The following is a 23,080-nucleotide window of genomic DNA, read 5'->3' as shown; positions in this document are numbered from 1 at the left end:
CTATCGAGGGATGCCGCCCCTTCGCATGACGGGGCGGCAGGGGAGGATATATGCGCAGAACAAAATGGCTCGCGCTCGGCATGGCTATGGCGCCCATCGCGGCGCAGGCGGAAACACCCGATGACGCAGGCGAGGCGATGGCCGCCGCGTCGATCATCGTAACGGGCAGCGGCCTGTCCTTGCCGCCGGGTACGCCGGCCTATGGCTCGGTGGTGATCGACCGGGATCGGCTGGGGGATGCGGCGTCGGGGCGGATCGAGAGCGTGCTGGCCGATGTCGCGGGCTTCCAGCAGTTCCGCCGGTCCGACAGCCGCGCGTCCAATCCCTCGAACCAGGGCGCCACGCTGCGCGCACTGGGTGGCAATGCGTCGAGCCGGACCCTGGTGCTGCTTGATGGTGTGCCGGTCGCCGATCCCTTCTTCGGCTATATTCCTTTCTCGGCTTTGGTGCCCGACCGGCTGGCGCTGGTGCGAGTGACGCGCGGCGGGGGGAGTGGCGCCTTTGGCGCGGGCGCGGTCGCCGGCACGATCGAGCTGGCCAGCGCCACCCGCGAGCAGATGCCGGTCTTCGGCGCCAGCGCCTTCTATGGCAGCAAGGACGCGACCGAATTGTCCGCCAGCATCGCGCCCGACCTGGGCAGTGGTTATGTGTCGCTGTCGGGCCGCTGGGACCGGGGCGACGGCTTCCAGACCACGCCCAGGGACCAGCGCGTCGCCGCCACCGTGCCCGCCGCCTATGACAGCTGGTCGACCAATCTGCGCGCGGTCGCGCCGATCGATGCGACCTCGGAAATCCAGTTTCGCGGCACCCTGTTCCAGGACAACCGCACCCTGCGCTTTGCCGGCGCCGACAGCATGAGCCAGGGCCAGGATGCCAGCATCCGCTATATTGCGCGCGGTCGCTGGCAGGTCGATGCGCTCGCCTATCTCCAGGCGCGCAACTTCTCCAACATCGTCATCTCCTCCACCAGCTTCCGCAAGTCGCTCGACCAGCGCAACACCCCCTCGACCGGGATCGGCGGCAAGATCGAGCTGCGCCCGCCGGTCGGCGAAGACCATGTGCTGCGCATCGGCGTCGACACCCGCTTTGCCACCGGCGACATGTTTGAGGATGCCTATAACGCCAATCTCGCCAGCAACCCGCTGACATCGCGCCGCCATGCCGGCGGCGACCAGATCACGACCGGCGCCTTTGCCGAGGATGACTGGACGATTGGGAATCTTGTCCTGACCGGCGGGGTGCGGGCCGATCGCTGGTCGATCCGCAACGGCTTCTACAAGGCGGTCAGTGCGGTCGGCGTGGTGACGCAGGACAGCACCTACGCCAATCGCTCCGACTGGGAGTTCTCAGGCCGGGCAGGCGCGCTCTACCATGTCAGCGATGCGGTGGCGCTGCGCGGGGCGGCCTATAGCGGCTTTCGTTTGCCGACGCTCAACGAGCTTTATCGCCCCTTCGTCGTCTTTCCGATCACCACCCGGGCCAATGAAGCCTTGAAGCCCGAGAAGCTGAAAGGCGTGGAGGGAGGCATCGACCTGACCCCGGCATCGGGCGTGCAACTGTCCGCCACGCTCTTCTACAACCGGCTCGACGATGCGATCGCCAATGTCACCATCGACAGTGTCACCCGCAAGCGGCAGAATGTGAACGCGATCGTGGCGAAGGGCGTGGAACTGACCGCCAGCGCGCAACTGCCGGCCGATTTCTCGCTGCTCGCTTCCTATGCCTATAGCCCCAGCAAGGTGGATGCACCGGGCATGACGTTCGACGGCTTCGCCCCGGCGCAGGTGCCGCGCCATTCGGCCAGCGCGACCCTGGCCTGGGCGCCGAAAGCCGGGCCGGAGCTGTCGGCCACGCTGCGCTATGTGGGCAAGCAATATGAGGATGATCTGCAGAGCGATGTGCTGCCCGATGCGCTGACGCTCGACGCCATCGCCCGGCTGCCGATCGGCCATGGCATCAGCCTGGTCGCGCGGGCTGAAAATCTGTTCGACGAGGATGTCGTCACCCGCAATGCCGGCGGATCCATCGACCTGGGGACACCCAGGACGCTCTGGATCGGCGTGCGGTTCGGCCAATGAAGGGAGCCATCATGTCCGAAGACCTGTTTCCGATACCTGCCGACTGGGCGGCCCATGCCCGCATGAACCAGGCGGCCCGCGCCGCCGATTATCGCCGCTCGCTCGATCACGGCGATGCCTATTGGCTGGAGCAGGCGCAGCGGCTGGACTGGATCACGCCGCCGACCCGCGCGTCGGACAGCAGCTTCGACGAAGCGGATTTCGGTATCCAATGGTTCGCCGACGGCACGCTCAACGTGTCGGCCAATTGTCTCGACCGGCATCTGGCCGAGCGGGGCGATGTCACCGCGATCCTCTGGGAACCCGATGATCCATCGGATGCCCCGCGCAGCCTGACCTATCGTGAACTCCATGCCGAAGTCTGCCGCTTCGCCAATGTGCTCAAGGATGCCGGCGCGCGCCGGGGCGACCGCATAACCATCTATATGCCGATGATCCCGGAGGCGGCGGTTGCACTGCTCGCCTGTGCGCGGATTGGCGCGATCCACAGCGTCGTGTTCGGCGGCTTTTCGCCCGAGGCGCTGGCGGGTCGCATCACCGATTGCGATTCCAGCATCGTCGTCACTGCCGACGAAGGCCGGCGCGGCGGCAAGCGCGTACCGCTCAAGGCCAATGTCGACGCGGCGCTGGCGCTCGACCATTGCACCAGCGTGCGCCGCGTGCTGGTGGTGCGGGCGACCGGCGGGGCGGTGGCGATGCAGGCGGGCCGCGACAGCTGGTATGACGAGGCGATGGCCGGCGTCGCACCCGATTGTCCGGCCGAGGTGATGAACGCGGAAGACCCGCTGTTCCTGCTCTACACCTCCGGCTCCACCGGCAAGCCCAAGGGCGTGGTCCATTCGAGCGGCGGCTATCTGCTGTGGGCCAGTCTCACCCACGCGCTCTGCTTCGACTATCGGCCGGGTGACGTCTGGTGGTGCGCGGCCGATGTCGGCTGGGTCACGGGGCACAGCTATATCGTCTATGGTCCGCTGGCCAATGGCGCGACGACCCTGATGTATGAAGGCTTGCCGAGCTGGCCGACGCCGAGCCGTATCTGGGAGGTAGTCGACCGGCATCAGGTCCATACGCTGTTCACCGCGCCGACCGTGCTGCGCGCGCTGATGAAGGAGGGCGACCATCATGTCACGAAGACCAGTCGCGCATCGCTCAAATTGTTGGGCAGCGTGGGCGAGCCGATCAATCCCGAGGCCTGGCGCTGGTATCATGGCGTGGCGGGCGAGGGGCGCTGCCCGATTATCGACACCTGGTGGCAGACCGAGACCGGCGGCGCGATGATCGCGCCGATGCCGGGCGCCACGGACCTGAAGCCGGGCAGTGCGACCTTCCCCATGCCCGGTGTCGAGGTGCAGATCGTCGATGGCGATGGCGTGGTGCAGGATGGCGCGAGCGAAGGCAATCTGGTGATCGCCCGGTCCTGGCCCGGCCAGATGCGCACCGTCTGGAACGATCATGAGCGTTTCTTCCAGACCTATTTCACCACCTTTCCCGGCAAATATACCACGGGCGACGGCGCCCGCCGGGACGCTGACGGCTATTATTGGATCACCGGCCGGGTCGACGATGTCATCAACGTGTCGGGCCATCGCATGGGCACGGCCGAGGTCGAGAGCGCGCTGGTGCTGCATGCGACCGTGGCGGAGGCGGCGGTGGTCGGCATGCCGCACGACATCAAGGGGCAGGGCATTTATGCCTATGTCACGCTGAATGTGGGCGAGCAGCCGAGCGACGAGTTGCGCCGGACCCTGACTCAATGGGTGCGCAGCGAGATCGGCCCGATCGCCACGCCCGACGTGATCCAGTTCGCGCCGGGCCTGCCCAAGACACGATCGGGCAAGATCATGCGCCGCATATTGCGCAAGATCGCCGAGGGGGAGGTGTCGGCCCAGGCGCTGGGCGATGTCAGCACGCTGGCCGACCCCAGCGTGGTCGCGGATCTGGTGCGTAGCCGTGCCGGGGTCACCGCCTGAATATCGCATGCGACCCAAGGTATAATGGAGGCGCTGGCCAGCCCTCCCTAGCGTCCTTTCCATAAACAGAGATGGGAGTTGGATATGCGGGGCAGGGGCTGGCTTTGCGCGGGTCTGGCGGGCGTGGCGCTGATGCCGCTATTGGCGCAGGCCGAGGAACTGGAGGCTGGTCCGGCGCAGACGATCATCGTGACGGCGCCGGGCGGGGCGATCGATGTCGATGATGCGCTGTCCATTTCCGGCCGGGATATCGGCATCGGCGGCACGCCCGACCTGCTCGGCGCGCTGACCCGCAATATCGCCGGCATCACGCTGCAGGATGCGCAGAATAATCCCTGGCAGCCCAATCTCGTCTATCGCGGCTTCGTCGCCTCGCCGCTGCAAGGACAATCGCAGGGGCTCGCCGTCTATATGGATGGCGCCCGCTTCAACCAGCCGTTCGGTGATACCGTCCAGTTCGATCTGATTCCCGAGGCGGCGATCCGCAAGCTGAGCCTGCTCGATGCCAGTCCGGTCTATGGCCTCAATGCGCTGGGCGGGGCGATCCTGCTGGAAACGAAGGACGGGCGCAGCGATCCGGGGCTGGAGGCGAGCATGACCGGCGGCCGTTTCGGCTATGCCGAGGCGAGCATCGCCGGCGGCTTCGCGCGCGGCAATTTCAGCGCCTTCGGTGCCTTCCAATATAGTCATGACGATGGCTGGCGCGATCATAGCCCGTCGCATCTCTATAATGGCTATGCCGACCTTGGCTTCGATACCGAGAAGGGCGGACTCCACATGAAGCTGGTCGGGGCAAAGACCGACCTGACCGGCAATGGCGTGTCGCCGGTCGAGCTGCTGGCGGCGGACCGGCGCGCCGTCTTCACCTGGCCCGACAATAGCCGCAGCCACTATGGTCGGATCAGCTTGCACCCCTGGGTCGCTCTGTCCGACACGACCCGGATCGAGGGAACGCTCTATGCCCAGCGACTGACCTTGCGCACGGTCAATGGCGATGCCGCCGATATCGAGGGATGCGAGGAGGAGGACGCCGCCGGGCTGCTCTGCCTGGAGACGGTGGGCGGCGATGATGACGACGATGAGGCGCAGGCGGTCCTGACCGACGCGAACGGCAATGCCATTGCCGACAGCCTGGGTGGCGAGGGCTATGGCGTACTCAACCGGGGGCGGACGCGGACCGATGCGATGGGCGCGCTGGCGCAGTTGATCGACGATCGCGCACTGATGGGCGGGACCAATCATTTTGCGATCGGCATGAGCTACGACACGAGCCGCACCCGGTTCGATACATCGACCGAACTGGGCGCGATGACGGACGAGCGCAGCGTCGAGGGGCTGGGGGCGATCATCGTCCAGCCGGATGGCGCGATCGCGCCGGTCGGGCTGGTCGCGCATAGCGACTATTGGGGCGTCTTCGTGCAGGACCGGTTGCCGCTGGCGCCGGGGCTGACGGCGGAACTGGGGCTGCGCTGGAATCATGCGCGGATCGAGCTGGTCGACCAGATCGGCACGGCGCTGAACGGGCGGCACAATTTCCAGCGGCTGAACCCCGGCGCGGAGCTGGATTATCGGGTTTCGGACGGACTGTCGCTGCGCGTCGGCTATGCCGAGACCAACCGCGCGCCGACCCCGGCCGAACTGTCCTGCGCCGACGAGAATGCGCCCTGCAGCCTCACCAATTTCTTCATCGCCGATCCGCCGCTGAAACAGGTGGTGGCGAAAAGCTGGGAAGCGGGCGGTTCGGGTCGCTTCGCCGTCGGTGGCTGGACCGCCGACTGGCTGGTCTCCGCCTATCGCACCGGCAATCATGACGACATCCAATATATTGCGTCGGACATTCGCGGCCGGGCCTATTTCCAGAATATCGGCAAGACCCGGCGCCAGGGTGTCGAGGCATCGGTCAAGGCGGCGCGGGGCGGTTTCAGCGCGGGCCTCAGCTATGCCTTCACGGACGCCACCTATCGCAGCGCGCTGACACTGAGCAGTCCGGCCAACCCGGAGGCGAATGACGATGGCACGATCGACGTTCGCAAGGGCGATCGTCTGCCCGGTATCCCTCGCCATAGTGCGACCCTGACGCTGGATTATGCCGGCACCTTGGGCGGTCAGCGCCGTTGGTCGGTCGGCGGCGACCTGATCGCCCGATCCGGCCAATATCTGGTCGGCGACGAGGCGAACCAGAATGCCAAGGTGCCCGGCTATCTGATCGCCAATATCCGCGCCGGCATCGACATCATCCCCGGCGTCACCCTGTTCGGCGAGGTCCGCAACCTGTTCGACCGCCATTATGCGACCTTCGGCACCTTTACCGAAGTGGATGAGATCGAACTGGACGAGGCACCGGGCGCCAGCGATCCCAGGGCCTATGGCGCCGGTGCGCCGCGCCGCTGGTATGCCGGGGTGAAGGCGACATTCTGAAGCCCCTCACTCTCCCACGCCTTTCGGCCTCACCCCTCCGGGACATCCACCCGGGGCAGTAGTTCGGCCTCCAGCGCGGGATAGAGGTGCGCGACGCTGCGCTGGAGTTCGTAGCGGGCTGCGGCGATGGTGGCGAAGCGCGCGGGGATGGGGAGGGTGCCGGCCTCCACCATGTCGAGGCCGGACTGAACGGCGGTGCGCAGCGTCGCATCGAGCCAGTCGAGCCAGTCGCGGGTCTGGGCGATGGCGCGGGTGCCGGCGGGGTCGAACGGGCCATGGCCGGGGATCGCCGCCTTGTGCGGCAATCTGGCGAGCGCATCCAGGCTTTCGCGCCAGCGGGCGAGGTTCGCGGTCGGGGTGCTCGGCGCGCGGTCGAGGAAGAGCAGGTCGCCCGCGATCAGCGTTCCGGTGCGTTCGTCGAGCAGGGCGAGATCAGCATTGCTGTGACCGGCGAGCGACAGCAGTTGCAGGCGGCGGCCGCCGAAATCCTCCGCCGGCTGGTCGATCCGCCGCCCCGGCAGAACAAGGTCGGTACCGCGCATCCAGTCGCCGAGCAGGCGATAGAGCGCATCGGAAAAGCCGCGCCCGTCCCGTTCCATGTCGGTTATGGTGCCGGGCAGGGCGGCGACGATGGCGGGATCGAAGGCGGCGATGCCCATGCCATGGTCGGGATGAAGATGGGTGACATAGACCCGCACGACCGGCTGGCCGGTCAGCGTCTCGGCCATTTTCCTGAGCATGCGGCCATAGCGGATCGAGGGGCCGGCATCGACCAGCAGTGTCCCGGCCGGGGTGGCGATGATCGCGATATTGGCGATCGCGCCGCCATTGGCGAACAGCATCTGTTCGTCGGCGCCATGGATCATCCACAGCCCATCGGCGACCGGCTGCGGATCGATGCGATAGTCGTCGGGTGCGGCGCCGGTCAGCAGGGGGAGGGCGCCGGTCATGCCGGCCAGCGCCTGTCGGCGGCTGAGCATCATCGGCCGGTCGCGCCGCTGGTGCCGGGCAGGGGCGACTGGCGGGCGACCGTCACCTTGGCGAGATAGGCGCGGCCATTGGTGTCGCGCGCGGCGATGGAGAGCGTGTCGCCGGGATTGGCGCGGGGCATCAGGGTGATGGCGGGGTCTTCGGCCACGGCGGCCCATATCTCCATCTCGCCGAGCAGCCGGCCGTCAGGGCCGGTCACGCGCATCTGTTCGATATGATAGGTCGGGATATTGGCGACGAAGCCGGTGTCCATCGGATGGCGGAAGGTGATGCGCAGCCGGCTGGCGCCGTCGGCCATCGGCCAGGCTTCGCCCCGCATCTCGCCCAGATGCTGTGCCCAGTCGCCCTTCACCCGGCTGACCGGCGGGGCAGAGCAGCCACCGCCCGCGGCATCGACCCAGCCGCCGCTGACCAGCCATTGGCCGTCGGCCAGTTGCACCGCGCCGCGCACCGGGGTGCGCTGGTCGAGCTTGATGCGGGTGGCGACATAAGGTTCGGCGCCGTCGGGCCGATAGTCGATGGCGATCGGGATCGGGTTGAGATCGGCCAGGATCAGCATGCGCCTGACGGGGCCGAGGCCGCGCGCGTCGAGCGCGACCGGGAAGCTGCGCTGATTTTCCGCGATCGCGGGATAATTCACCTTCACGCGCGGATCGAAGCGGACCGGATCGTCGCCGAAGATGGTCTGCGCATGGGCGGTCCACATCGGCGAGTGCAGCGGATCGGCGGGGTAGGGTGGATGTGCGACCGCGATGTGACCGGTCGCCAGCAGGCAGGACGCGGTCATGGCTGTCAGGATCTTGCGCCTGTTCATCCTCTTCTCCCAAAGTCCATGCCTAGCGCCGGGCGAAAGTGGCTACCATTGCACCTTGGGTCGTGGCGTCGGGAGCGAAGGGATGCGGGCAAGGATCGGGCTGATGGCAGCGCTGCTAGTGCCGGGCGTGACGCAGGCGCAGGAGGCCGGCCTGTTCGACGCGGCGGGCTATCGCATCGCCCATTATCGCAGCCCCGTGCATCGCCCGCCCGAGGGCGTGGGCAGGATCGCGCCGGCCGCGATCGCCGCGCTGCGGCCGGATATCGACATGATTCTGATCGACGTGCTGCCGGCCGAGGGCGGCCATCGCGAGGCGGACGGACGCTGGCAACTGGCGCAGCCGCATGAGAGCATCCCCGGCGCCCACTGGTTTCCCGAGAGCGGGCGGGGCGCGCCGATGCCGGATATTGCGGACTGGTTCGCGCGTGGGATCGCGCGGCTGAGCGGCGGAGACCGTAGCCGGATGATCATCACCTTCTGCCGCGCGGATTGCTGGATGGGCTGGAATGCGGCGCGACGGCTGCGGGCGATGGGCTATCGCAATATTTGGTGGCTGGCCGAGGGGACGGACGGCTGGCGCGATCTGGGCCGGGATCTCAGTCCCAGCAAGCCGGAGGGGCGATAGGACCAAAGGTCAATTGTTTGCCCTCTGTTTTCCGGCAAGTTGCAGGTTGAGGGACCAACCCAAACAAGTGATTTTCCGGGAGAGAATATATGCTTCATCGTTCGGCGCTGGCGATCATCGGCGGCCTGGCCATGGCCGGCGCGATGCCGGCCGCGGCCAAGGACATCACCGTCCATATGAAGAACAAGGGCGCCGATGGCGCGATGGTGTTCGAGCCGTCCTTCGTGAAAGCGGCACCGGGCGATGTGATCCATTTCAAGCCGACCGACCCCAGCCATAATGCCGAGACGATTTCCACCATGTTGCCGGCCGGCGCGACCCCGATGAAGGGGGCGATGAACAAGGAAGCGGTGCTGACCGTCAGCAAGCCGGGCCTCTATGGCATCAAGTGCATGCCCCATTATTCGATGGGCATGGTGGCGCTGGTCCAGGTGGGCAAGCCGACGGCGGCCGATGTGACGGCGGCCAAGGCGGTCAAGCTGCCGCCGTTCGCCGCCAAGCGGATGAATGCGGCACTGGCCAAGGTGAACTGAGAGACTGCTGACGGCCTAAAGCGGCGGGGGGATATCCTGCGGTGCCCCCCCGCCGCACCTTTCAATGGAGTTTCAGGCGCGGTCGCACGAAACGATTGATATGGCTCACCAAAATCAGGGCAGGGCCACGAATCCAGCCATGTACGGCCATCAGGTGCATGCGATAGAGCGACATGTAGACAAAGCGGGCCAGCCGCCCTTCCACCGCCATGCGTCCGCCGACCAGCTTGCCCATCAGCGATCCGACCGTTGAATAGCGGCTGAGCGACACCAGTGAACCATGGTCCTTGTAGACGAAGCTCTTGAGCGGGCGACCGGCCATCAGCCGGCCGAGATTGGAGAAGACGGTGTCCGCCATCTGATGCGCGGCCTGTGCCCGTGGCGGGATTGGCCGGTCGGCACCCTGCGGCGTGTAGGAGGCGCAATCGCCCATCGCGAAGACACGGTCGTCGGCCAGGCTCTGCAGCGTCGGGCGCACGATCACCTGGCCGGCGCGGGACTGTTCCAGCCCATCGAGGCCATCACGGATCGCCGCCGCCTTGACCCCGGCGGCCCAGACCTGAAGATCGGCGGGAACGAAGCCGCCATCCTTCGTCTCCATTCCCTGCGGCGTGGAGGCGGTGACGGCGATGCCGGCGCGTACCTTGACCCCCAGCACCTCCAGTTCCTCCCGCGCGGCGTCGGCCAGCCGGTCGGGCAAGGCCGGCAGGATGCGTGGCCCGGCCTCCAGCAGGGTGACGTCGAGCCGCTGGCGATCGAACACCTCCAGCCCATAATAGCCCAGCGCATCGGCGGCATTATAGAGTTCGGCCGCCAGTTCCACCCCGGTGGCGCCGCCCCCGACGATCGCGATCCGCACCCGCGCATCCGACGCGGGGTCGGCCGACATGGCGCGCGACACGCGCAGGCAATGGTCGAGCAACTGGTCGCGGAAGCTGTCGGCCTGGGCGCGGCTGTCGAGGAACAGGCAATTGTCGGCGACGCCCGGCGTTCCGAAATCATTGGTGACCGACCCATAGGCCAGCACCAGATAGTCGTACCGGACCGAATGGGCGCTCACCACCTCGCGCCCCTTGGGATCGAACACCGGCGCGATATGGACCCGCCGCGCGGCCCGATCGATGCCCTGCAGCGTGCCATAGAGATAGCGATAGCCCCAGCGGTGGCAGTGGCTGCGATAGCCGACCTCATCCAGGCTGGCGTCGAGCGATCCGGTCGCGACCTCGTGCAGCAGCGGTTTCCAGATATGGGTGCGATTGCGATCGATCAGGATGATGTCATGCCGCTTGCGGCCGTAGCGGGCGCCGAGCTTGCGCGCGAGTTCGAGGCCGGCAGCACCGCCGCCGACTATGACGATCTGGATCTTCTTGTCGGGGATCACGCGCATTCCTCCTCGATCGACAAGCCGGCGGAGCGGGTTCCGGCGCGCCGGTTGTGCATTGCAATAGGGCGCCCGGCGTCGCAAAGCGAGGCGTGGACAAGCAGAATTTCACCGAACGCAACCGGCGCGACATCATCGCGATCGCCACCCAGCATTTCGCGGAAAAAGGCTATGCCGGCGCGCGGGTGGACGAGATCGCGGCGGCGACCGCGACGTCGAAGCGGATGATCTATTATCATTTCGGCAACAAGGACGGGCTGTATCGCGCAGTGCTGACCGAGGCCTATCGCGGCATAAGATCGGCCGAGCTGGATGCCGAACTGGACGACCTGGCCCCGCTCGCCGCGCTCGAACGATTGACTGCGCTCACCTTCGACTATCATTTCCACCACCCCGAACTGGTGCGGCTGGTGATGGACGAGAATATCCGGGGCGGCCCGCATGTCGGCGAGATTTCGCAGGGGCGCAACGAGATCGTCCTGCCCAAGACCCAGGCGCTGATCGATCGCGGTGTTGCGGATGGCAGCTTCCGCCCGGGGCTGGACGCGGTCGACCTGCATATGACGATCAGCGCTCTTGCCTTCTACTTCGTGTCCAACCGCCACAGTTTCAGTGCGATCTTCGGCGTCGACATGACCAGCGAGGCGGCCGCCGACCGGCGCCGGATGCAGGTGATCGACAATGTGCTGCGCTATTGCCGGGCCGATCCCTAGGGGTTGGGGCAAGGTCATGGGCGGGATCAGAACTGCATCTTGACCTGGCCGCCCAGCGCCAGCGCATCATTGGTGCGGCGATAGGAAAAGGCGCCGGGATCGAGAATATATTGCACATCCGGCCGGATGCTGAGCCAGCGGCGCAACTGGATGCCATAGCTCATCTCGATCGCGGTCTCGCCCACCGGCAGCGCGGCATAGCCGCCGGGAATAGTCTGCGCATCGGCCGCCGCGCGGCGCAGGCGCGGATTGACCTGCGCATGGACGAGGCCGATCGAGATGCTGTCGGCGTCCCGGCCGGCAAAGGTGCCGGTCTTGACCAGTCCGGCCGCATACCAGTGGGTGATCTGGGCCGACGCCTCCGGATTGGCGGTGAATTGGGCGAAGACGGAAAGGCCGCGATTGCCGGTCCCATCGCGCAGGATCATCTGGTCGGCCAGCGCATAGACGCCATAGCGCCCCCGCAGCATGCCCTGCTCGCCGCGCCGGGCGGCGCGTGACGTGTCATAATAGCCGCCGATCTTGTAATGACCAGGCAGCACATGGCTGCCCGGCGCGATGCCGGGATCATATTCCAGTTCCAGCGGCAACAGCACGCCGGTCGTCCCGCCGGCAAAGGGGCGGAAGGCATTGTCGGGATCGTTGAGGCGCGGATTGACCTGATAGACGCCGGTGCGCAGCGCCAGATCCGGCCGGATGCGATAGCGCACCGCCGCGCCCCAGCGGGCATTGGGATAATTATACCAGCCGCTATTGCCCGATTCCGATAGCGGATGGGCACAGAAGGCCGCATTGACGAAATTGCAGCCCAGGATCATCCCGCCCAGATCATTGCCCATGGCAAAATAGCCCAGGCGCAGGTTGAGCCGGCCATTGTCGATATTCTGTTCGTAGCTGAATTCCGACAGGCGGGTATAATTGCCGCCGGCTGCCTCCTGGATCGGCAGGCGATTGCCGACGATGTCGGAAGAAAGGCCGACGCCGCGCCGGTCGTTGATCGTGACATGCACGATGCCGCCGGACAGGCCGGCGATCCGATCCATGTCGAAATCGAGGCTGGCGCGCAATTGCTGGGTGTAGGCGCTGCCGCGCCGCTGGCCGCCGTCGACTGCGGCAAAGGCCTCGCCGACATAGTCCGCGCGGACGGTGACGCCCGCCTGCTTCAGCCGCGTGCGCAGCCCGCCCCAGTCGCCGGTCAGCGTCTCGCGCGGGGCCGCCACCGCCTTTTCCGGCGTGGCCTCCTGCGCATGGGCACCCGCGACCGGCAGCAGGCTCAGCAATCCCGCCAGCGTCAGGCGGGCATGAAGATGAAGATTATGGGCCAAAGCCCCTCCCTTCCGCGCCGCGATGCTGCGCGCGGTGACATGAATGATGACGATAGACAGGCGGAGCGGCGCTGGGCCGCCCCGCCCATGGTTCAGCGCAGCGTGTAGGCGATCACATAATCGCCTCGATCAGGCGACTGGCGCGCGCCGCCCGCCGTCACGACCACATATTGCTTGCCGCTTTTGGGCGACTTGTAGCTCATCGGGCCGCCCTGGCTGCCGACTGGCAGACGGGCCTTCCAGACTTCCGCGCCGGTCGCCGCGTTGAAGGCGCGCAGGTAGAAGTCCTGCGTCCCGGCGATGAAGACCAGACCGCCCTGCGTCGCCAGCGTACCGCCCAGCGTCGGCATGCCGATCGGGATCGGCAGGCCCATGCGGATGCCCATCGGCCCGGTGTCGCGCACCGTGCCCACCGGCACCTGCCATTTGATGGCCCGGGTCTTGAGGTCAATCGCGGTCAGCGTGCCATAGGGCGGCGCCTGACAGGGAATGCCCAGCGCCGACAGGAAGCGATCCTTCACCACCGAATAGGGCGTACCCTTCAGCGGAACGCTGCCCATGCCGGTATTGACCGCTTCGCCCGCGCTGCCCGACTGGCCCTTCTGCGCCGCGGTCTGCGGGAACATCTGCACCCACAGGCCAAGGCGCATGTCGTTGACGAAGATCGTGCCGCTGGTCGGATCGGTCGAGATGCCGCCCCAGTTCATGCCGCCGAGCGATCCGGGGAAGCTCAGCGACTTGTCGGTGCCCGGCGCGGTGTACAGCCCCTCATAGCGCATACCCTTGAAGGCGATGCGGCAGAGCAACTGGTCGAACGGGGTGGCGCCCCACATGTCGGCCTCGGTCAACGGACCCACGCCGATCTGCGGCATGCCCAGCGACTTGGGCTGGGTCAGCGAATAGGGTTCGCCCGGGATGTTCGCGGGCTTGACCGGCACTTCCTTGACGTCGGTGAGCGGCTTGCCGGTGGCGCGGTCGAGCACATAGACTTGCCCCGCCTTGGTGCCGAAGACCAGCGCGGGCACCTTGCGCGCGGCATCGACCGGGAAGTCGACGAAGCTTGGCTGCATCGGCAGGTCGAAGTCCCACAGATCGTTATGGACCGTCTGGAAATGCCATTTCTCGCGGCCGGTGGTGGCATCGAGCGCCAGCATCGACGCACCATATGTGTGATCGAGCGCGCTGCGGGTCACGCCATAGAGATCGACCGAAGCGCTGCCCACCGGCATGAACACGGTGTTCGACGCCGGATCATAGGACATGGCGGCCCAGACATTGGGGGTCGAGCGGGCATAGGTCTTGCCCGCCGGCGGGGTGCCGGTGATCGCCGGATTGCCCGGATCGAAGGCCCAGCGCAGCTTGCCCGTAATGACGTCGAAGCCGCGCATCACGCCGCCGGGCATGTCGACCTGGACATTGTCGGCAACGCGGCCGCCGACCACGACGGTCGTGCCGGCCAGCGTCGGCGCGGAGGTCAGCTGATATTGGGGATCGGGCGCATTGCCGAGCCCGGCCTTCAGGTCGACCCGGCCGTTGGTGCCGAAATCGGCGCAAAACTTGCCGGTGTCGGCGTCCAGCGCGATCAGTTCGGCATTGATGGTGTTCATCAGGATGCGGCGCTGGCAGGCTGCACCCGTCGGCACCGTCACGGCGGTCACCGGTGTCGCGCCGGGCAGGCTGGGCTGCTGGATCGGCGCATGGGCGTCGAAATAGGCAAGGCCCCGGCAGCGCATCCAGACTGACGCCTTGGCATTGATCAGTGTCTTCCACTTCTCGCGGCCCGTATCGGCGTCGAGCGCGATGACATTGTTATGCGGGGTGCAGATGAACAGCGTATCGCCAACCTGCAGCGGGGTATTCTGGTCCTCCGCGCCATTGCCGTCGCTCTGCGCGACGTCACCGGTGCGATAGGTCCAGGCGACCTTGAGCTTGCTCACATTGTCGCGGGTGATCTGGTCGAGCGCGACGAAGCGGCTGCCGCCCGGACTATTGCCATAGGCGGTCCAGTCCTTCTGCTCGCGTGCCGGATCGACCGGCACCAGCGATGCCACCTGCCCGGCAAAGGGCACGGTCGGATGGACCATGAACATGCCGGCCGCGCCGGCCGCCGAGCCGAGGCCGACCAGCGCCGCCATCAGCAACGCCGGCCACCAGGCGGGCGCCGAACCATTCCGGCGCCGCAGCAGCGGATAGGACAGCGCAACGACTGTCGCACCGACGCTCATCGCCAGCAGGCGGGAGATGAGCGGCCAGAAGCTGAAGCCGACTTCCCATAAAGCCCAGCCAAGCGTGATCAGGAAGATCATGCCGAAGAGCAGGGCGCCGACGGCTCGGCGCAGGGCGATGAGCAGGCCCGATGCCATCAGCCCGACGCCTGCAATCAGGAAATAGAAGCTGCCGCCGAGGCTGGCGAGTTTCGCGCCGCCGATCGCGAAAAACAGTCCAGCGGCGAGGATGATCGCCCCCAACAGAAATAGCCAACCGCGAATCAGCGGCTGGCCGTGCATTTTCGTGCCCGACACGCGGCACCTCCTTCATCGCTTATTCGTCGGAGAGTGTCGCTCTGCAGTAGACGAGAACGCTCAGTCACCGGATCGTCGCCGTTGTGGCGAAGTGTACCATTTAGTACACATGGGCTCGGCTTGCAAGTTCGGTCGTCCGCCGCGCTACGGCGCGATCTTGTCTTTCATGCGCGAAGGGGGGCGAAGATCGATGCTTTCATGGACCTATTTGGGCGGCGCATGCGCAATCGATTGCCGCCCCAGGGGTCCCGCAGCGTGGGCACGAGAACCGGTGAGTGAACGCCGGTGCGGCGTGAATAGGCTCGCCAAATGCCGGCCTGCGCCTGGGCATCGGACAAATGAAGAAAAGCTGTATCGGTGGATTTTTGAGACCCCGGGAACAGGGGTCTGGCGGAGCGGGAGGGATTCGAACCCTCGATACGCTTTTGACGTATACTCACTTTCCAGGCGAGCGCCTTCGACCACTCGGCCACCGCTCCGCATGCACTGGAGGCGGCTCCCTATCGCGCGACAACGTACTAGGCAAGGGGATGCTTTACTTTCTTGCGCAGCGACTGTTTGATCGCCTCATGACCCTTCGTATCCGCGCCGCGCTGCTCGCGCCCCTGATCGCCATCCTGCCCCTCGCCGCCCAGGCGGCCGATCCGCCGGCGACGCCTGGCGCGGTGGTGGCGCAGGCGCCGGCGAATGCCTGGCACGCGATCCCGGCGCAGGATCTGCTGGTGATGACGATCGAGGGCGGCAAAAAGCTGGTGATCCAGCTGGCGCCGCAGTTCGGGCCGCATCATGTCGCCAATATCCGCACGCTCGCGACGGCCCATTGGTGGGACGGCACCAGCATCAACCGGGTGCAGGAGAATTACGTCGTGCAATGGGGCGACGCGACCGAGAAAAAGCCTTTACCCGGCGGGCTCGCACCGACCAGTCCGGCCGACTATGTGCAGCCGCTTGGCGCGATGAAGGCGCGCCTGACGCGCTTGCCTTATCCTGATCCCTATGCGCCCGCGACCGGCTTCGTCGATGGCTGGCCGGTGGCGATGGACGGGTCGGGGGAGGGAGCGGGGGCCTGGCTGCCGCATTGCTATGGCATGATCGGGGTCGGCCGCAACATGTCGCCGGACGCGGGCACCGGCGCGGAACTCTACACCGTGATCGGCCAGGCGCCGCGCCAGCTCGATCGCAATATCGCCGTCGTCGGTCGCATCGTCGAGGGCATGTCGGCGCTCACCAGCCTGCCGCGCGGCAGCGGCGAGCTGGGCTTCTACACCGAGGCCGAGCGCAAGCTGCCGATCATCTCGGTGCGTCTGGCAAGCGATCTGCCGCAGGCGGAGCAGCCGCATTTCCAGGTGATGGATACGACCTCGGCCAGCTTTGCCGACTATCTGCGCCTGCGCGCCAACCGGAAGGATGATTTCTACGACCGGCCGGCGGGTGGCGTCGATTTGTGCAACGCGCCGGTGCCGGTGCGTCGGGCGCCCTAAAGGGGCCAAAGATCAAAGGGGAAGGTCGCGCAGCCGGTATCCACGCCAGTCGCGGATGCGGCGGATGGCGAAGCTGGTGCGGATCGCCGATACGCCGGGCAGGCGGGCGAGGCAGTCGCGATGGACGGCGTCAAAGCCCTTGAGGTCGGCGGCGGCGACCCGCAGCAGATAATCGGCCTGGCCCGCCATCAGATGGCATTCCAATATTTCGGGGAAATCGGCCACCGCCGCCTCGAACCGTTCCATCGCCTCGCGGCTCTGGCTGGTCAGCGAAATCTCGACGAACGCCTGAAGGGTGATCCCCAGGGCGGCGGGGCTGAGTCGCGCGGCATAGCCTTCGATCATGCCCGCCTCTTCCAGTGTGCGGATGCGGCGATGGCAGGCGGAGGAGGAGAGGCCGATCTGTTCGCCCAGTTCGCTCATCGACCGGCGGGAATCGCTTTGCAGCGCCTCCAGCAACGCGATGTCGAACCGATCCATGCAATGTTATCCCGGTAAAATTGGATTTCTCGATATATTGTCCTGGATGCGGGCGATCGCAAGCGCAAATCAGGGAACAATCGCCGCGCGCTTCGCGATATGATGGCGCCACAACCGGCAGGGCTGCATTGTCCTTTCAGGCCAGACTACCCCGCCGCAATAATGGAGAGCGTCTCATGATCGTCGGCACCGTCAAGGAAATCAAGAATCACGAATATCGCGTCGGCCTGACCCCCGAGAGCGTCCATGAACTGACGGCCCACGGCCATGCGGTTCTGGTCGAGACCGGCGCGGGTGAGGGCATTGGCGCGCATGATGCGCTTTATGAGCGGGCCGGCGCCACCATCATCGCCACTGCGGCCGAGGTGTTTGCACGCGCCGAGATGATCGTGAAGGTGAAGGAGCCCCAGCCCGTCGAGCGCGCGATGCTGCGCCCCGGCCAGATCCTCTACACCTATCTCCACCTCGCGCCTGATCCCGAGCAGACCCGCGACCTGATCGCCAGCGGTGCGACCTGCATCGCCTATGAAACCGTGACCGACGCCAGCGGCGGCCTGCCGCTGCTGAAGCCGATGAGCCAGGTTGCAGGGCGCATGTCGATCCAGGCGGGCGCCACCGCGCTGGAAAAGGCGCATGGCGGCCGGGGCGTGCTGCTGGGCGGCGTGCCGGGCGTGCTGCCGGCCAAGGTCGTGGTGATCGGCGGCGGTGTCGTCGGTTTCAACGCGGCGCAGATGGCGGCCGGCCTGGGCGCCGACGTCACCATCCTCGACCGCAATCCCGAAGTGCTCGAAAAGCTGGGCATGTATTTCGAGGCGCGGGCCAAGACCCGTTTCTCGAACCGCGCGAACCTCGCCGAATGCGTGGCCGAGGCCGACCTGGTGATCGGCGCGGTACTGATCCCGGGCGCGGCCGCGCCCAAGCTGGTCAGCGCCGACATGCTCAAGACCATGAAGAAGGGCGCGGTGCTGGTCGATGTCGCGATCGACCAGGGGGGCTGTTTTGAAACCAGCCACGCCACCACTCATGCCGACCCGACCTACATCATCGACGGCATCGTCCATTATTGCGTCGCCAACATGCCCGGCGCGGTCGCCCGCACCAGCACCTATGCGCTCAACAACGTGACCCTGCCGCATGCGCTGCGCATCGCCGAACTGGGCTGGAAGGACGCGCTGCGTCGCGATCCGCACCTGCTCGCCGGCCTCAATATCTGGGATGGCAAGGTGACCTATCGCGCCGTCGCCGAGGATCTGGACCTGCCCTACACCCCGGCGGAAGACGCGATCGCCTGATCGCGCCGCCCCTGTTTTCCGGCGCCCCCGACAGCCGCCGGACAAAAGGACGTCAGCCCTCCCTTGCGGGGCTGGCGTCCTTTTATTTTGCCCCGGATGCCGCCGCATCGCATGCCATTGTTTCCCGATCGTCAAATAATCGGGGTGGATTCTCTTGCGGGTTCCGGGACCTCGTTCGTCTAGTCGGGCAGGGGGACATGACCACATGCCCCCCATGCATCCTGGTTCCGCCGAAGAGAGGCATGGCTTAACATCATGGTCGATTTCCCCACATTCACCGCCTTGATCCGCAAAGGCGATCGCTTCATCCTGCGCGCCTGTTGCGCACTGCAGAAGGGGGCGTGCTGATGTCCGGTGATGTCATGACCTGGCTCGTGCCGCTGGTCGCCATGCTGGCGGCCGGTCTACTCGCCGGCTTTGCCGCCGGCATCTTCGGCATCGGCGGCGGCTTCGTCGTCGTGCCTGCTCTCCTCGTCGTGCTGCCGCTGCTGGGCGGGACCAAGGATGCCATCGCCCATGTCGCGATCGGCACGTCGGCCGCGACCATCATCGTCACATCGATCCGCTCGCTGCTGGCCCATGCCAAGCGCGGGGCTGTCGAATTTGAAGTGCTCAAGACGTGGGCGCCCTGGATCGTCCTGGGCTGCGGCGCGGGCGTGATGCTGGCCAGCCATGTCGATGGCACCACGCTCAAGATGATCTTCGGCGGCGGCGTCATCCTCATGTCGCTCAACTTCCTGCTGCCCAAGGTCAGCGGCAAGGTGCTGAGCGACCATATGCCATCGGGCATCCTGCGGGTCGGCATTGCCGGCGGGCTTGGCACCTTCTCCTCGCTGCTCGGCATCGGCGGCGGCACCATCGCCATCATGGTCATGACCCTGTGCGGCCGCACCATCCACCGCGCCATCGCCACCGCTTCGGGTATCGGTACGCTGATCGCCATCCCCACCACCATCGGCTTCGCCATCATCGGTCTCAAGGAAGGCGGGCTGCCCTGGGGGTCGCTGGGCTACATCAATATCCCCGCCACTTTTGCCATCGCCTCCATGTCGATGCTGACCGCGCCGCTCGGCGTGGCCGCCGCCCATAGCCTGCCGGCAGGTCCGCTCAAGAAGATCTTCGGCGTCTATCTGCTCATCATCGGCGCATTGATGCTGCGCGCCGGCCTGAAGATATAAATTCTTCCGCACGATAGGCTGCTTCCCCGACGGCCGCCAGTGACCGCCCTAACAGGCTTTGTCACTGGCGGCCGTTTTCGTTATCTGTAACGCGAAGGGGCAATGATGGCGCAGGATGACCCGATTTCGGTATTGTTGGTGGAAGATGATCCGGCAGCGCGCGCGAACATCGTCGAGATCCTTGCCGGGGCCGATATGGCGGTCGATGCGGTCGACGACGGCGCGGAGGGGCTGAGACGCGCCGGCTCTGGACGCTATGACGTCGTTATTCTCGACCGCATGTTGCCGCATCTTTCAGGCTTGGATGTCGTTACCCGGATGCGCGTGGCTGGTATCGGTGCGCCGGTGCTCATGCTGTCTGCGCTGGGCCGGAGCGAACATCGGGTCGAAGGACTGGAAAGCGGCGTCGACGACTATATGGCGAAGCCGTTCGAGCCGAACGAACTGGTCGCGCGCGTGCGGGCGCTGCGTCGCCGCGCTGGCCAGCGGCGACAGGATGCGATCTTGTTGTTTGGTGACCTGGAATGCCATGTGAAGGCGCGCACGGCCCATCGCCGCGGCCGCCATGTCCCCTTGTCCCCCAAGGAATTTGCGCTGTTTCGCTTCCTGATGGAACATGCCGGCGAGGTCGTGACGCGCGAAATGCTGTTGCGCCATGTCTGGAAACTGAGTTTCGATCCCCAGACCAATGTCGTCGACGTCAATGTCGGTCGCCTGCGCCGCAAGCTGGAGGAAGGGTTCGATAGCGCGGTCCTCGAAACCGTATGGGGCACCGGCTATCGATTGATCGCTACCCATGGCTAGCGTTGACCTGTTTCGGTCGGTCTTTGGCCGAGTGACGCTTTCCGCGTTGTTGGTCAGCCTCATTTCCACCCTGGCCCTGTTCCTGGTCGTGCAGAAGATCGTCGACACCGATGGCCGCATGATGCTGGGCCGGGAGGTCGATACGGATCTGGCTGGGCTGGCGGATATCTATGTCAGCGGCGGCGAAGAGGAACTGAAGGCGCGGATATTGGATCGGCTGGCGATGGAGCGTGGCGACAGCGAGCGGGCCTATTATCTGTTCGCCGACGCTGCCGGCCGGCGGATAGCCGGCAATATCGCCCATTGGCCCGCGCTCGCATCCGAAGTGTCGGAGGCGCGACTGATCCGCTTGCCCGACGGTGATCGCATGTTTGCGCGTGCCACCCAGCTTGGCGCTGATGCCAGGCTGATCGTCGGGCGCAGCGATCATCGCGGGCGCGCCTTGCAACGGCGCCTGCTGGGCGCTTTCGCGGTGGCAGGCGCGATCGTCGCGTTGCTCAGCCTGGCCGCCGGTCATTTCGCGGCGCGCCGCTTGCGGCGGCGGGTGGAGGGGGTGAACGCAGCCTTCGGGGCCGTTCGAGCCGGGCGGATCGCAGCGCGCGCGCCTGGGCCAGAGGAGGGCGACGAACTGGGGGAACTGGCCGCCAACACCAATGCCATGCTGGATCAGGTCGAGCGGCTCATGGATGCCCAACGCGCGGTTTCAGACCAGACCGCCCATGAGATCCGCACGCCGCTCATGCATCTCGACACCCGCATCCTCAAGGCGATGGAGCGGACCGACGACGAAAGCCTGCTGCGCACGCTGGGGCGATCGCGCGATGAACTGCGCGGCGTGGTTCGCCTGCTCGATTCGCTGCTCGACATTGCCGGCACCCAGGCGATGCGTGGCGATTTGCGAGGCCTTGCCGATGTCGACCTCAGCGATGTGGTCGAAAATCTCGCCGATCTCTATCGCGCCAGCGCGGAGGAACTGGGCATCGCCTTCAACGCCCGGATCGCGCCCGGCGTGTTGCTCCGCGCAGATCCCATGCAGATCACGCGCCTGCTGTCCAATCTGCTCGACAATGCGTTCAAATATGTCCCGCGCGGCGGCGCCGTCCTGCTCAGCCTGGATCCCGGCCCCTCTATCGTCGTTCAGGATAATGGCCGTGGCATTCCCGCCGATGCGCGCGAACATGTGTTCGAGCGCTATGTGCGGCTCGATGCGACGCCAGGCGGTGGCCACGGGCTTGGACTGGCGCTGGCGCGGGCGATCGCGGAACGGCATGGGCTGATCATTCATGTGGACGATGCGCGGCCCGGTGCCCGCTTTGTGGTCCAGCCGGAGGAGATGGATGTCTAGGCTGCTTGCGCCCCTATTTTTGATGCTGTGTCTGTGCTGCCATATTCCGGCGATGAGCGCCCCGCCGGCCGATGCCTTGCTGCGGACCCTGGAGGAGGGGGATGTCGCCCGGGCGTCGGGGGATTATGTCGCACTGCTCCAGGCGGCGCAGATGCTGCAAACCCTTGGCGCCGTGCCGGCCGAAGGCCAGGACGATCTGGCAGCGCTATGGATGATGGAAGCACACCGCAATGGGGTCGTGAGCGCACTGGCCTATCGGGGGCGTGCCTTGGGGCCGGCCTATCGGCGCAGTTCACTTGCCGCTGGCGGTCGTTTCAACCTGCGCCAATTGTTCCTGGCCGGGCAAAGTGCGCGCATCTCGGTTGCCGTTGCCGGCGGAGCGCCGGGCCTGCTGTCGATCCGTGTCCGCGATGGGGCGGGCGGTACCCTGTGCGACAAGGCCGTCGGCGCGCCGCAGGTCGATTGCGCCTGGTTGCCTTTATTCACCGACCGTTATGCCATCGAGCTTGTGAATGGCGGCAGCGCCCCGGTGTCCTTCTACCTGATCATCCGCTGATCGCGCTGCAAGCTGCGAGAAGGGGGTGGATGACGATGCAGCCTCGCCGGATGCGGTCGCGCACCATCGTGCGCCTGCCTCACTTCATCCATTCTGCACATCCGTTCAGGCGCAAAGGCGGCCCGGTCGGGCGTTGAACGCCCATGTTCGATGAGGAAAGAGGAGAAGAACTCATGAACCGTTCGAAGCTTCTGACCGCCGTCGCCATGCTTGGCATGCCTCCGCTGGCCGCCATGGCGCAGCCCCAACCGCGAGGGCCAGCCCTGGGCGAAGGACCCGTCAGCTATGAGGAACAGCTGGCCAGCGTCGAGAGCCAGCTAGCCTATCAGGCGCCGATCGCCGGCGTCGAGAATGATTACTGGTTCAACTACCAGACCGATCTGGCCGAGGCGCGCAAGGAACTGACCAAGGATCTGCGCCATTCCAGCGATGCGGAGGATAATCGCGACGCCTGGGAAGAATATCGGACCGAACTGGCCGATGCCCGGGGCGATTATGCCAAGGAAATGGCCGAGAAGGGCTATCCGGTGGGCGAGGTCCGGGTTCTGGCCGGTAACGGCCGCTGACCCAGAGGC

General features: G+C 66.2%; 19 protein-coding genes and 1 tRNA gene. 13 read left to right on the top strand and 7 right to left on the bottom strand.

Annotation, left to right across the window (positions count from 1 at the left end):
* Nucleotides 1-50: 50 nt before the first annotated feature.
* The 3 genes from PMI04_RS17665 (at nucleotide 51) to PMI04_RS17655 (ending at nucleotide 6,466) form a co-directional block, all read left to right on the top strand.
* Nucleotides 51-2,078: a TonB-dependent receptor gene (locus PMI04_RS17665; protein ID WP_007713586.1), complete on the top strand. Its 2,028-nt coding sequence runs from the start codon at nucleotides 51-53 to the stop codon at nucleotides 2,076-2,078.
* Nucleotides 2,079-2,089: 11 nt separating this feature from the next.
* Nucleotides 2,090-4,048 (top strand): acetate--CoA ligase, encoded by a 1,959-nt coding sequence (gene acs / locus PMI04_RS17660; RefSeq protein ID WP_007713583.1) that lies wholly within the window; start codon nucleotides 2,090-2,092, stop codon nucleotides 4,046-4,048.
* An 84-nt stretch (nucleotides 4,049-4,132) separates the two neighbouring features.
* On the top strand, nucleotides 4,133-6,466 hold the full coding sequence (locus PMI04_RS17655) for a TonB-dependent receptor (RefSeq protein WP_007713580.1): 2,334 nt from the start codon (nucleotides 4,133-4,135) through the stop codon (nucleotides 6,464-6,466).
* Between the two features lie 29 nt (nucleotides 6,467-6,495).
* Here the strand turns inward: PMI04_RS17655 and PMI04_RS17650 are convergent, their stop codons facing one another.
* Together PMI04_RS17650 and PMI04_RS17645 are read right to left on the bottom strand one after the other, a co-directional pair.
* A complete protein-coding gene (locus tag PMI04_RS17650) occupies nucleotides 6,496-7,449 on the bottom strand; it encodes a quinoprotein relay system zinc metallohydrolase 1 (RefSeq protein ID WP_007713576.1) in 954 nt (317 codons plus the stop codon).
* Entirely contained in the window at nucleotides 7,446-8,270 is an 825-nt protein-coding gene (locus PMI04_RS17645) for a quinoprotein dehydrogenase-associated SoxYZ-like carrier (RefSeq protein WP_007713574.1), read from the bottom strand. The genes PMI04_RS17650 and PMI04_RS17645 overlap by 4 nt, the downstream gene beginning before the upstream one ends.
* A gap of 103 nt (nucleotides 8,271-8,373) precedes the next feature.
* Between PMI04_RS17645 and PMI04_RS17640 the strand changes: the two genes are divergently transcribed.
* Together PMI04_RS17640 and PMI04_RS17635 are read left to right on the top strand one after the other, a co-directional pair.
* Complete coding sequence (locus PMI04_RS17640; protein ID WP_007713571.1) at nucleotides 8,374-8,895, top strand: rhodanese-like domain-containing protein; 522 nt, start codon at nucleotides 8,374-8,376, stop codon at nucleotides 8,893-8,895.
* A gap of 89 nt (nucleotides 8,896-8,984) precedes the next feature.
* Nucleotides 8,985-9,428, top strand: a complete 444-nt coding sequence (locus PMI04_RS17635) for a pseudoazurin (RefSeq protein WP_007713568.1) — start codon at nucleotides 8,985-8,987, stop codon at nucleotides 9,426-9,428.
* A 61-nt stretch (nucleotides 9,429-9,489) separates the two neighbouring features.
* Here PMI04_RS17635 and PMI04_RS17630 read toward each other — a convergent pair whose 3' ends face one another.
* Nucleotides 9,490-10,815, bottom strand: a complete 1,326-nt coding sequence (locus tag PMI04_RS17630) for an NAD(P)/FAD-dependent oxidoreductase (protein ID WP_037487107.1) — start codon at nucleotides 10,813-10,815, stop codon at nucleotides 9,490-9,492.
* Between the two features lie 86 nt (nucleotides 10,816-10,901).
* On the opposite strand from PMI04_RS17630, the gene PMI04_RS17625 reads away from it, so the two are divergent.
* Nucleotides 10,902-11,522, top strand: coding sequence for a TetR/AcrR family transcriptional regulator (locus PMI04_RS17625; protein ID WP_007713562.1), 621 nt, complete (start codon nucleotides 10,902-10,904; stop codon nucleotides 11,520-11,522).
* A gap of 26 nt (nucleotides 11,523-11,548) precedes the next feature.
* Here the strand turns inward: PMI04_RS17625 and PMI04_RS17620 are convergent, their stop codons facing one another.
* The 3 genes from PMI04_RS17620 to PMI04_RS17610 all read right to left on the bottom strand — a co-directional run bounded on the left by PMI04_RS17620 (nucleotide 11,549) and on the right by PMI04_RS17610 (nucleotide 15,848).
* Nucleotides 11,549-12,847: a carbohydrate porin gene (locus PMI04_RS17620; protein ID WP_007713558.1), complete on the bottom strand. Its 1,299-nt coding sequence runs from the start codon at nucleotides 12,845-12,847 to the stop codon at nucleotides 11,549-11,551.
* A 92-nt stretch (nucleotides 12,848-12,939) separates the two neighbouring features.
* Nucleotides 12,940-15,354 (bottom strand): membrane-bound PQQ-dependent dehydrogenase, glucose/quinate/shikimate family, encoded by a 2,415-nt coding sequence (locus PMI04_RS17615; protein WP_037487105.1) that lies wholly within the window; start codon nucleotides 15,352-15,354, stop codon nucleotides 12,940-12,942.
* Between the two features lie 403 nt (nucleotides 15,355-15,757).
* Nucleotides 15,758-15,848 (bottom strand) — tRNA-Ser (locus tag PMI04_RS17610).
* Nucleotides 15,849-15,938: 90 nt separating this feature from the next.
* Here PMI04_RS17610 and PMI04_RS17605 point away from each other — a divergent pair.
* Entirely contained in the window at nucleotides 15,939-16,850 is a 912-nt protein-coding gene (locus PMI04_RS17605; protein ID WP_037487102.1) for a peptidylprolyl isomerase, read from the top strand.
* Between the two features lie 12 nt (nucleotides 16,851-16,862).
* On the opposite strand, the gene PMI04_RS17600 is transcribed toward PMI04_RS17605, so the two are convergent.
* A complete protein-coding gene (locus PMI04_RS17600; protein WP_007713549.1) occupies nucleotides 16,863-17,330 on the bottom strand; it encodes an Lrp/AsnC family transcriptional regulator in 468 nt (155 codons plus the stop codon).
* A gap of 176 nt (nucleotides 17,331-17,506) precedes the next feature.
* Between PMI04_RS17600 and ald the strand changes: the two genes are divergently transcribed.
* The 6 genes from ald (at nucleotide 17,507) to PMI04_RS17570 (ending at nucleotide 23,071) form a co-directional block, all read left to right on the top strand.
* Nucleotides 17,507-18,622 (top strand): alanine dehydrogenase, encoded by a 1,116-nt coding sequence (gene ald / locus PMI04_RS17595; RefSeq protein ID WP_283184812.1) that lies wholly within the window; start codon nucleotides 17,507-17,509, stop codon nucleotides 18,620-18,622.
* A 347-nt stretch (nucleotides 18,623-18,969) separates the two neighbouring features.
* Complete coding sequence (locus PMI04_RS17590; RefSeq protein ID WP_007713543.1) at nucleotides 18,970-19,800, top strand: sulfite exporter TauE/SafE family protein; 831 nt, start codon at nucleotides 18,970-18,972, stop codon at nucleotides 19,798-19,800.
* A gap of 105 nt (nucleotides 19,801-19,905) precedes the next feature.
* A complete protein-coding gene (locus tag PMI04_RS17585) occupies nucleotides 19,906-20,604 on the top strand; it encodes a response regulator transcription factor (protein ID WP_007708545.1) in 699 nt (232 codons plus the stop codon).
* Nucleotides 20,597-21,949 (top strand): HAMP domain-containing sensor histidine kinase, encoded by a 1,353-nt coding sequence (locus PMI04_RS17580; RefSeq protein WP_007708544.1) that lies wholly within the window; start codon nucleotides 20,597-20,599, stop codon nucleotides 21,947-21,949. The genes PMI04_RS17585 and PMI04_RS17580 overlap by 8 nt, the downstream gene beginning before the upstream one ends.
* Nucleotides 21,942-22,505, top strand: coding sequence for a hypothetical protein (locus PMI04_RS17575; RefSeq protein WP_007708540.1), 564 nt, complete (start codon nucleotides 21,942-21,944; stop codon nucleotides 22,503-22,505). The genes PMI04_RS17580 and PMI04_RS17575 overlap by 8 nt, the downstream gene beginning before the upstream one ends.
* Before the next feature lie 173 nt (nucleotides 22,506-22,678).
* Nucleotides 22,679-23,071 (top strand): hypothetical protein, encoded by a 393-nt coding sequence (locus PMI04_RS17570; protein WP_007708538.1) that lies wholly within the window; start codon nucleotides 22,679-22,681, stop codon nucleotides 23,069-23,071.
* Nucleotides 23,072-23,080: the final 9 nt, after the last annotated feature.

Origin of the sequence: Sphingobium sp. AP49, from assembly GCF_000281715.2 — a bacterium.
Taxonomy (GTDB): domain Bacteria; phylum Pseudomonadota; class Alphaproteobacteria; order Sphingomonadales; family Sphingomonadaceae; genus Sphingobium.
The sequence above is the reverse complement of the archived record's forward strand: the minus strand, read 5'-3'. Positions and strand labels throughout refer to the sequence as shown.

Coding starts and splice junctions, on each gene's coding strand:
- PMI04_RS17600 (WP_007713549.1), bottom strand. CDS start 17,330: ATGGATCGGTTCGACATCGCGTTGCTGGAGGCGCTGCAAAGCGATTCC.
- PMI04_RS17575 (WP_007708540.1), top strand. CDS start 21,942: ATGTCTAGGCTGCTTGCGCCCCTATTTTTGATGCTGTGTCTGTGCTGC.
- PMI04_RS17655 (WP_007713580.1), top strand. CDS start 4,133: ATGCGGGGCAGGGGCTGGCTTTGCGCGGGTCTGGCGGGCGTGGCGCTG.
- PMI04_RS17580 (WP_007708544.1), top strand. CDS start 20,597: ATGGCTAGCGTTGACCTGTTTCGGTCGGTCTTTGGCCGAGTGACGCTT.
- PMI04_RS17635 (WP_007713568.1), top strand. CDS start 8,985: ATGCTTCATCGTTCGGCGCTGGCGATCATCGGCGGCCTGGCCATGGCC.
- ald (WP_283184812.1), top strand. CDS start 17,507: ATGATCGTCGGCACCGTCAAGGAAATCAAGAATCACGAATATCGCGTC.
- PMI04_RS17605 (WP_037487102.1), top strand. CDS start 15,939: ATGACCCTTCGTATCCGCGCCGCGCTGCTCGCGCCCCTGATCGCCATC.
- PMI04_RS17630 (WP_037487107.1), bottom strand. CDS start 10,815: ATGCGCGTGATCCCCGACAAGAAGATCCAGATCGTCATAGTCGGCGGC.
- PMI04_RS17585 (WP_007708545.1), top strand. CDS start 19,906: ATGGCGCAGGATGACCCGATTTCGGTATTGTTGGTGGAAGATGATCCG.
- PMI04_RS17645 (WP_007713574.1), bottom strand. CDS start 8,270: ATGAACAGGCGCAAGATCCTGACAGCCATGACCGCGTCCTGCCTGCTG.
- PMI04_RS17570 (WP_007708538.1), top strand. CDS start 22,679: ATGAACCGTTCGAAGCTTCTGACCGCCGTCGCCATGCTTGGCATGCCT.
- PMI04_RS17590 (WP_007713543.1), top strand. CDS start 18,970: ATGTCCGGTGATGTCATGACCTGGCTCGTGCCGCTGGTCGCCATGCTG.
- PMI04_RS17665 (WP_007713586.1), top strand. CDS start 51: ATGCGCAGAACAAAATGGCTCGCGCTCGGCATGGCTATGGCGCCCATC.
- PMI04_RS17650 (WP_007713576.1), bottom strand. CDS start 7,449: ATGATGCTCAGCCGCCGACAGGCGCTGGCCGGCATGACCGGCGCCCTC.
- PMI04_RS17615 (WP_037487105.1), bottom strand. CDS start 15,354: ATGCACGGCCAGCCGCTGATTCGCGGTTGGCTATTTCTGTTGGGGGCG.
- PMI04_RS17640 (WP_007713571.1), top strand. CDS start 8,374: ATGGCAGCGCTGCTAGTGCCGGGCGTGACGCAGGCGCAGGAGGCCGGC.
- acs (WP_007713583.1), top strand. CDS start 2,090: ATGTCCGAAGACCTGTTTCCGATACCTGCCGACTGGGCGGCCCATGCC.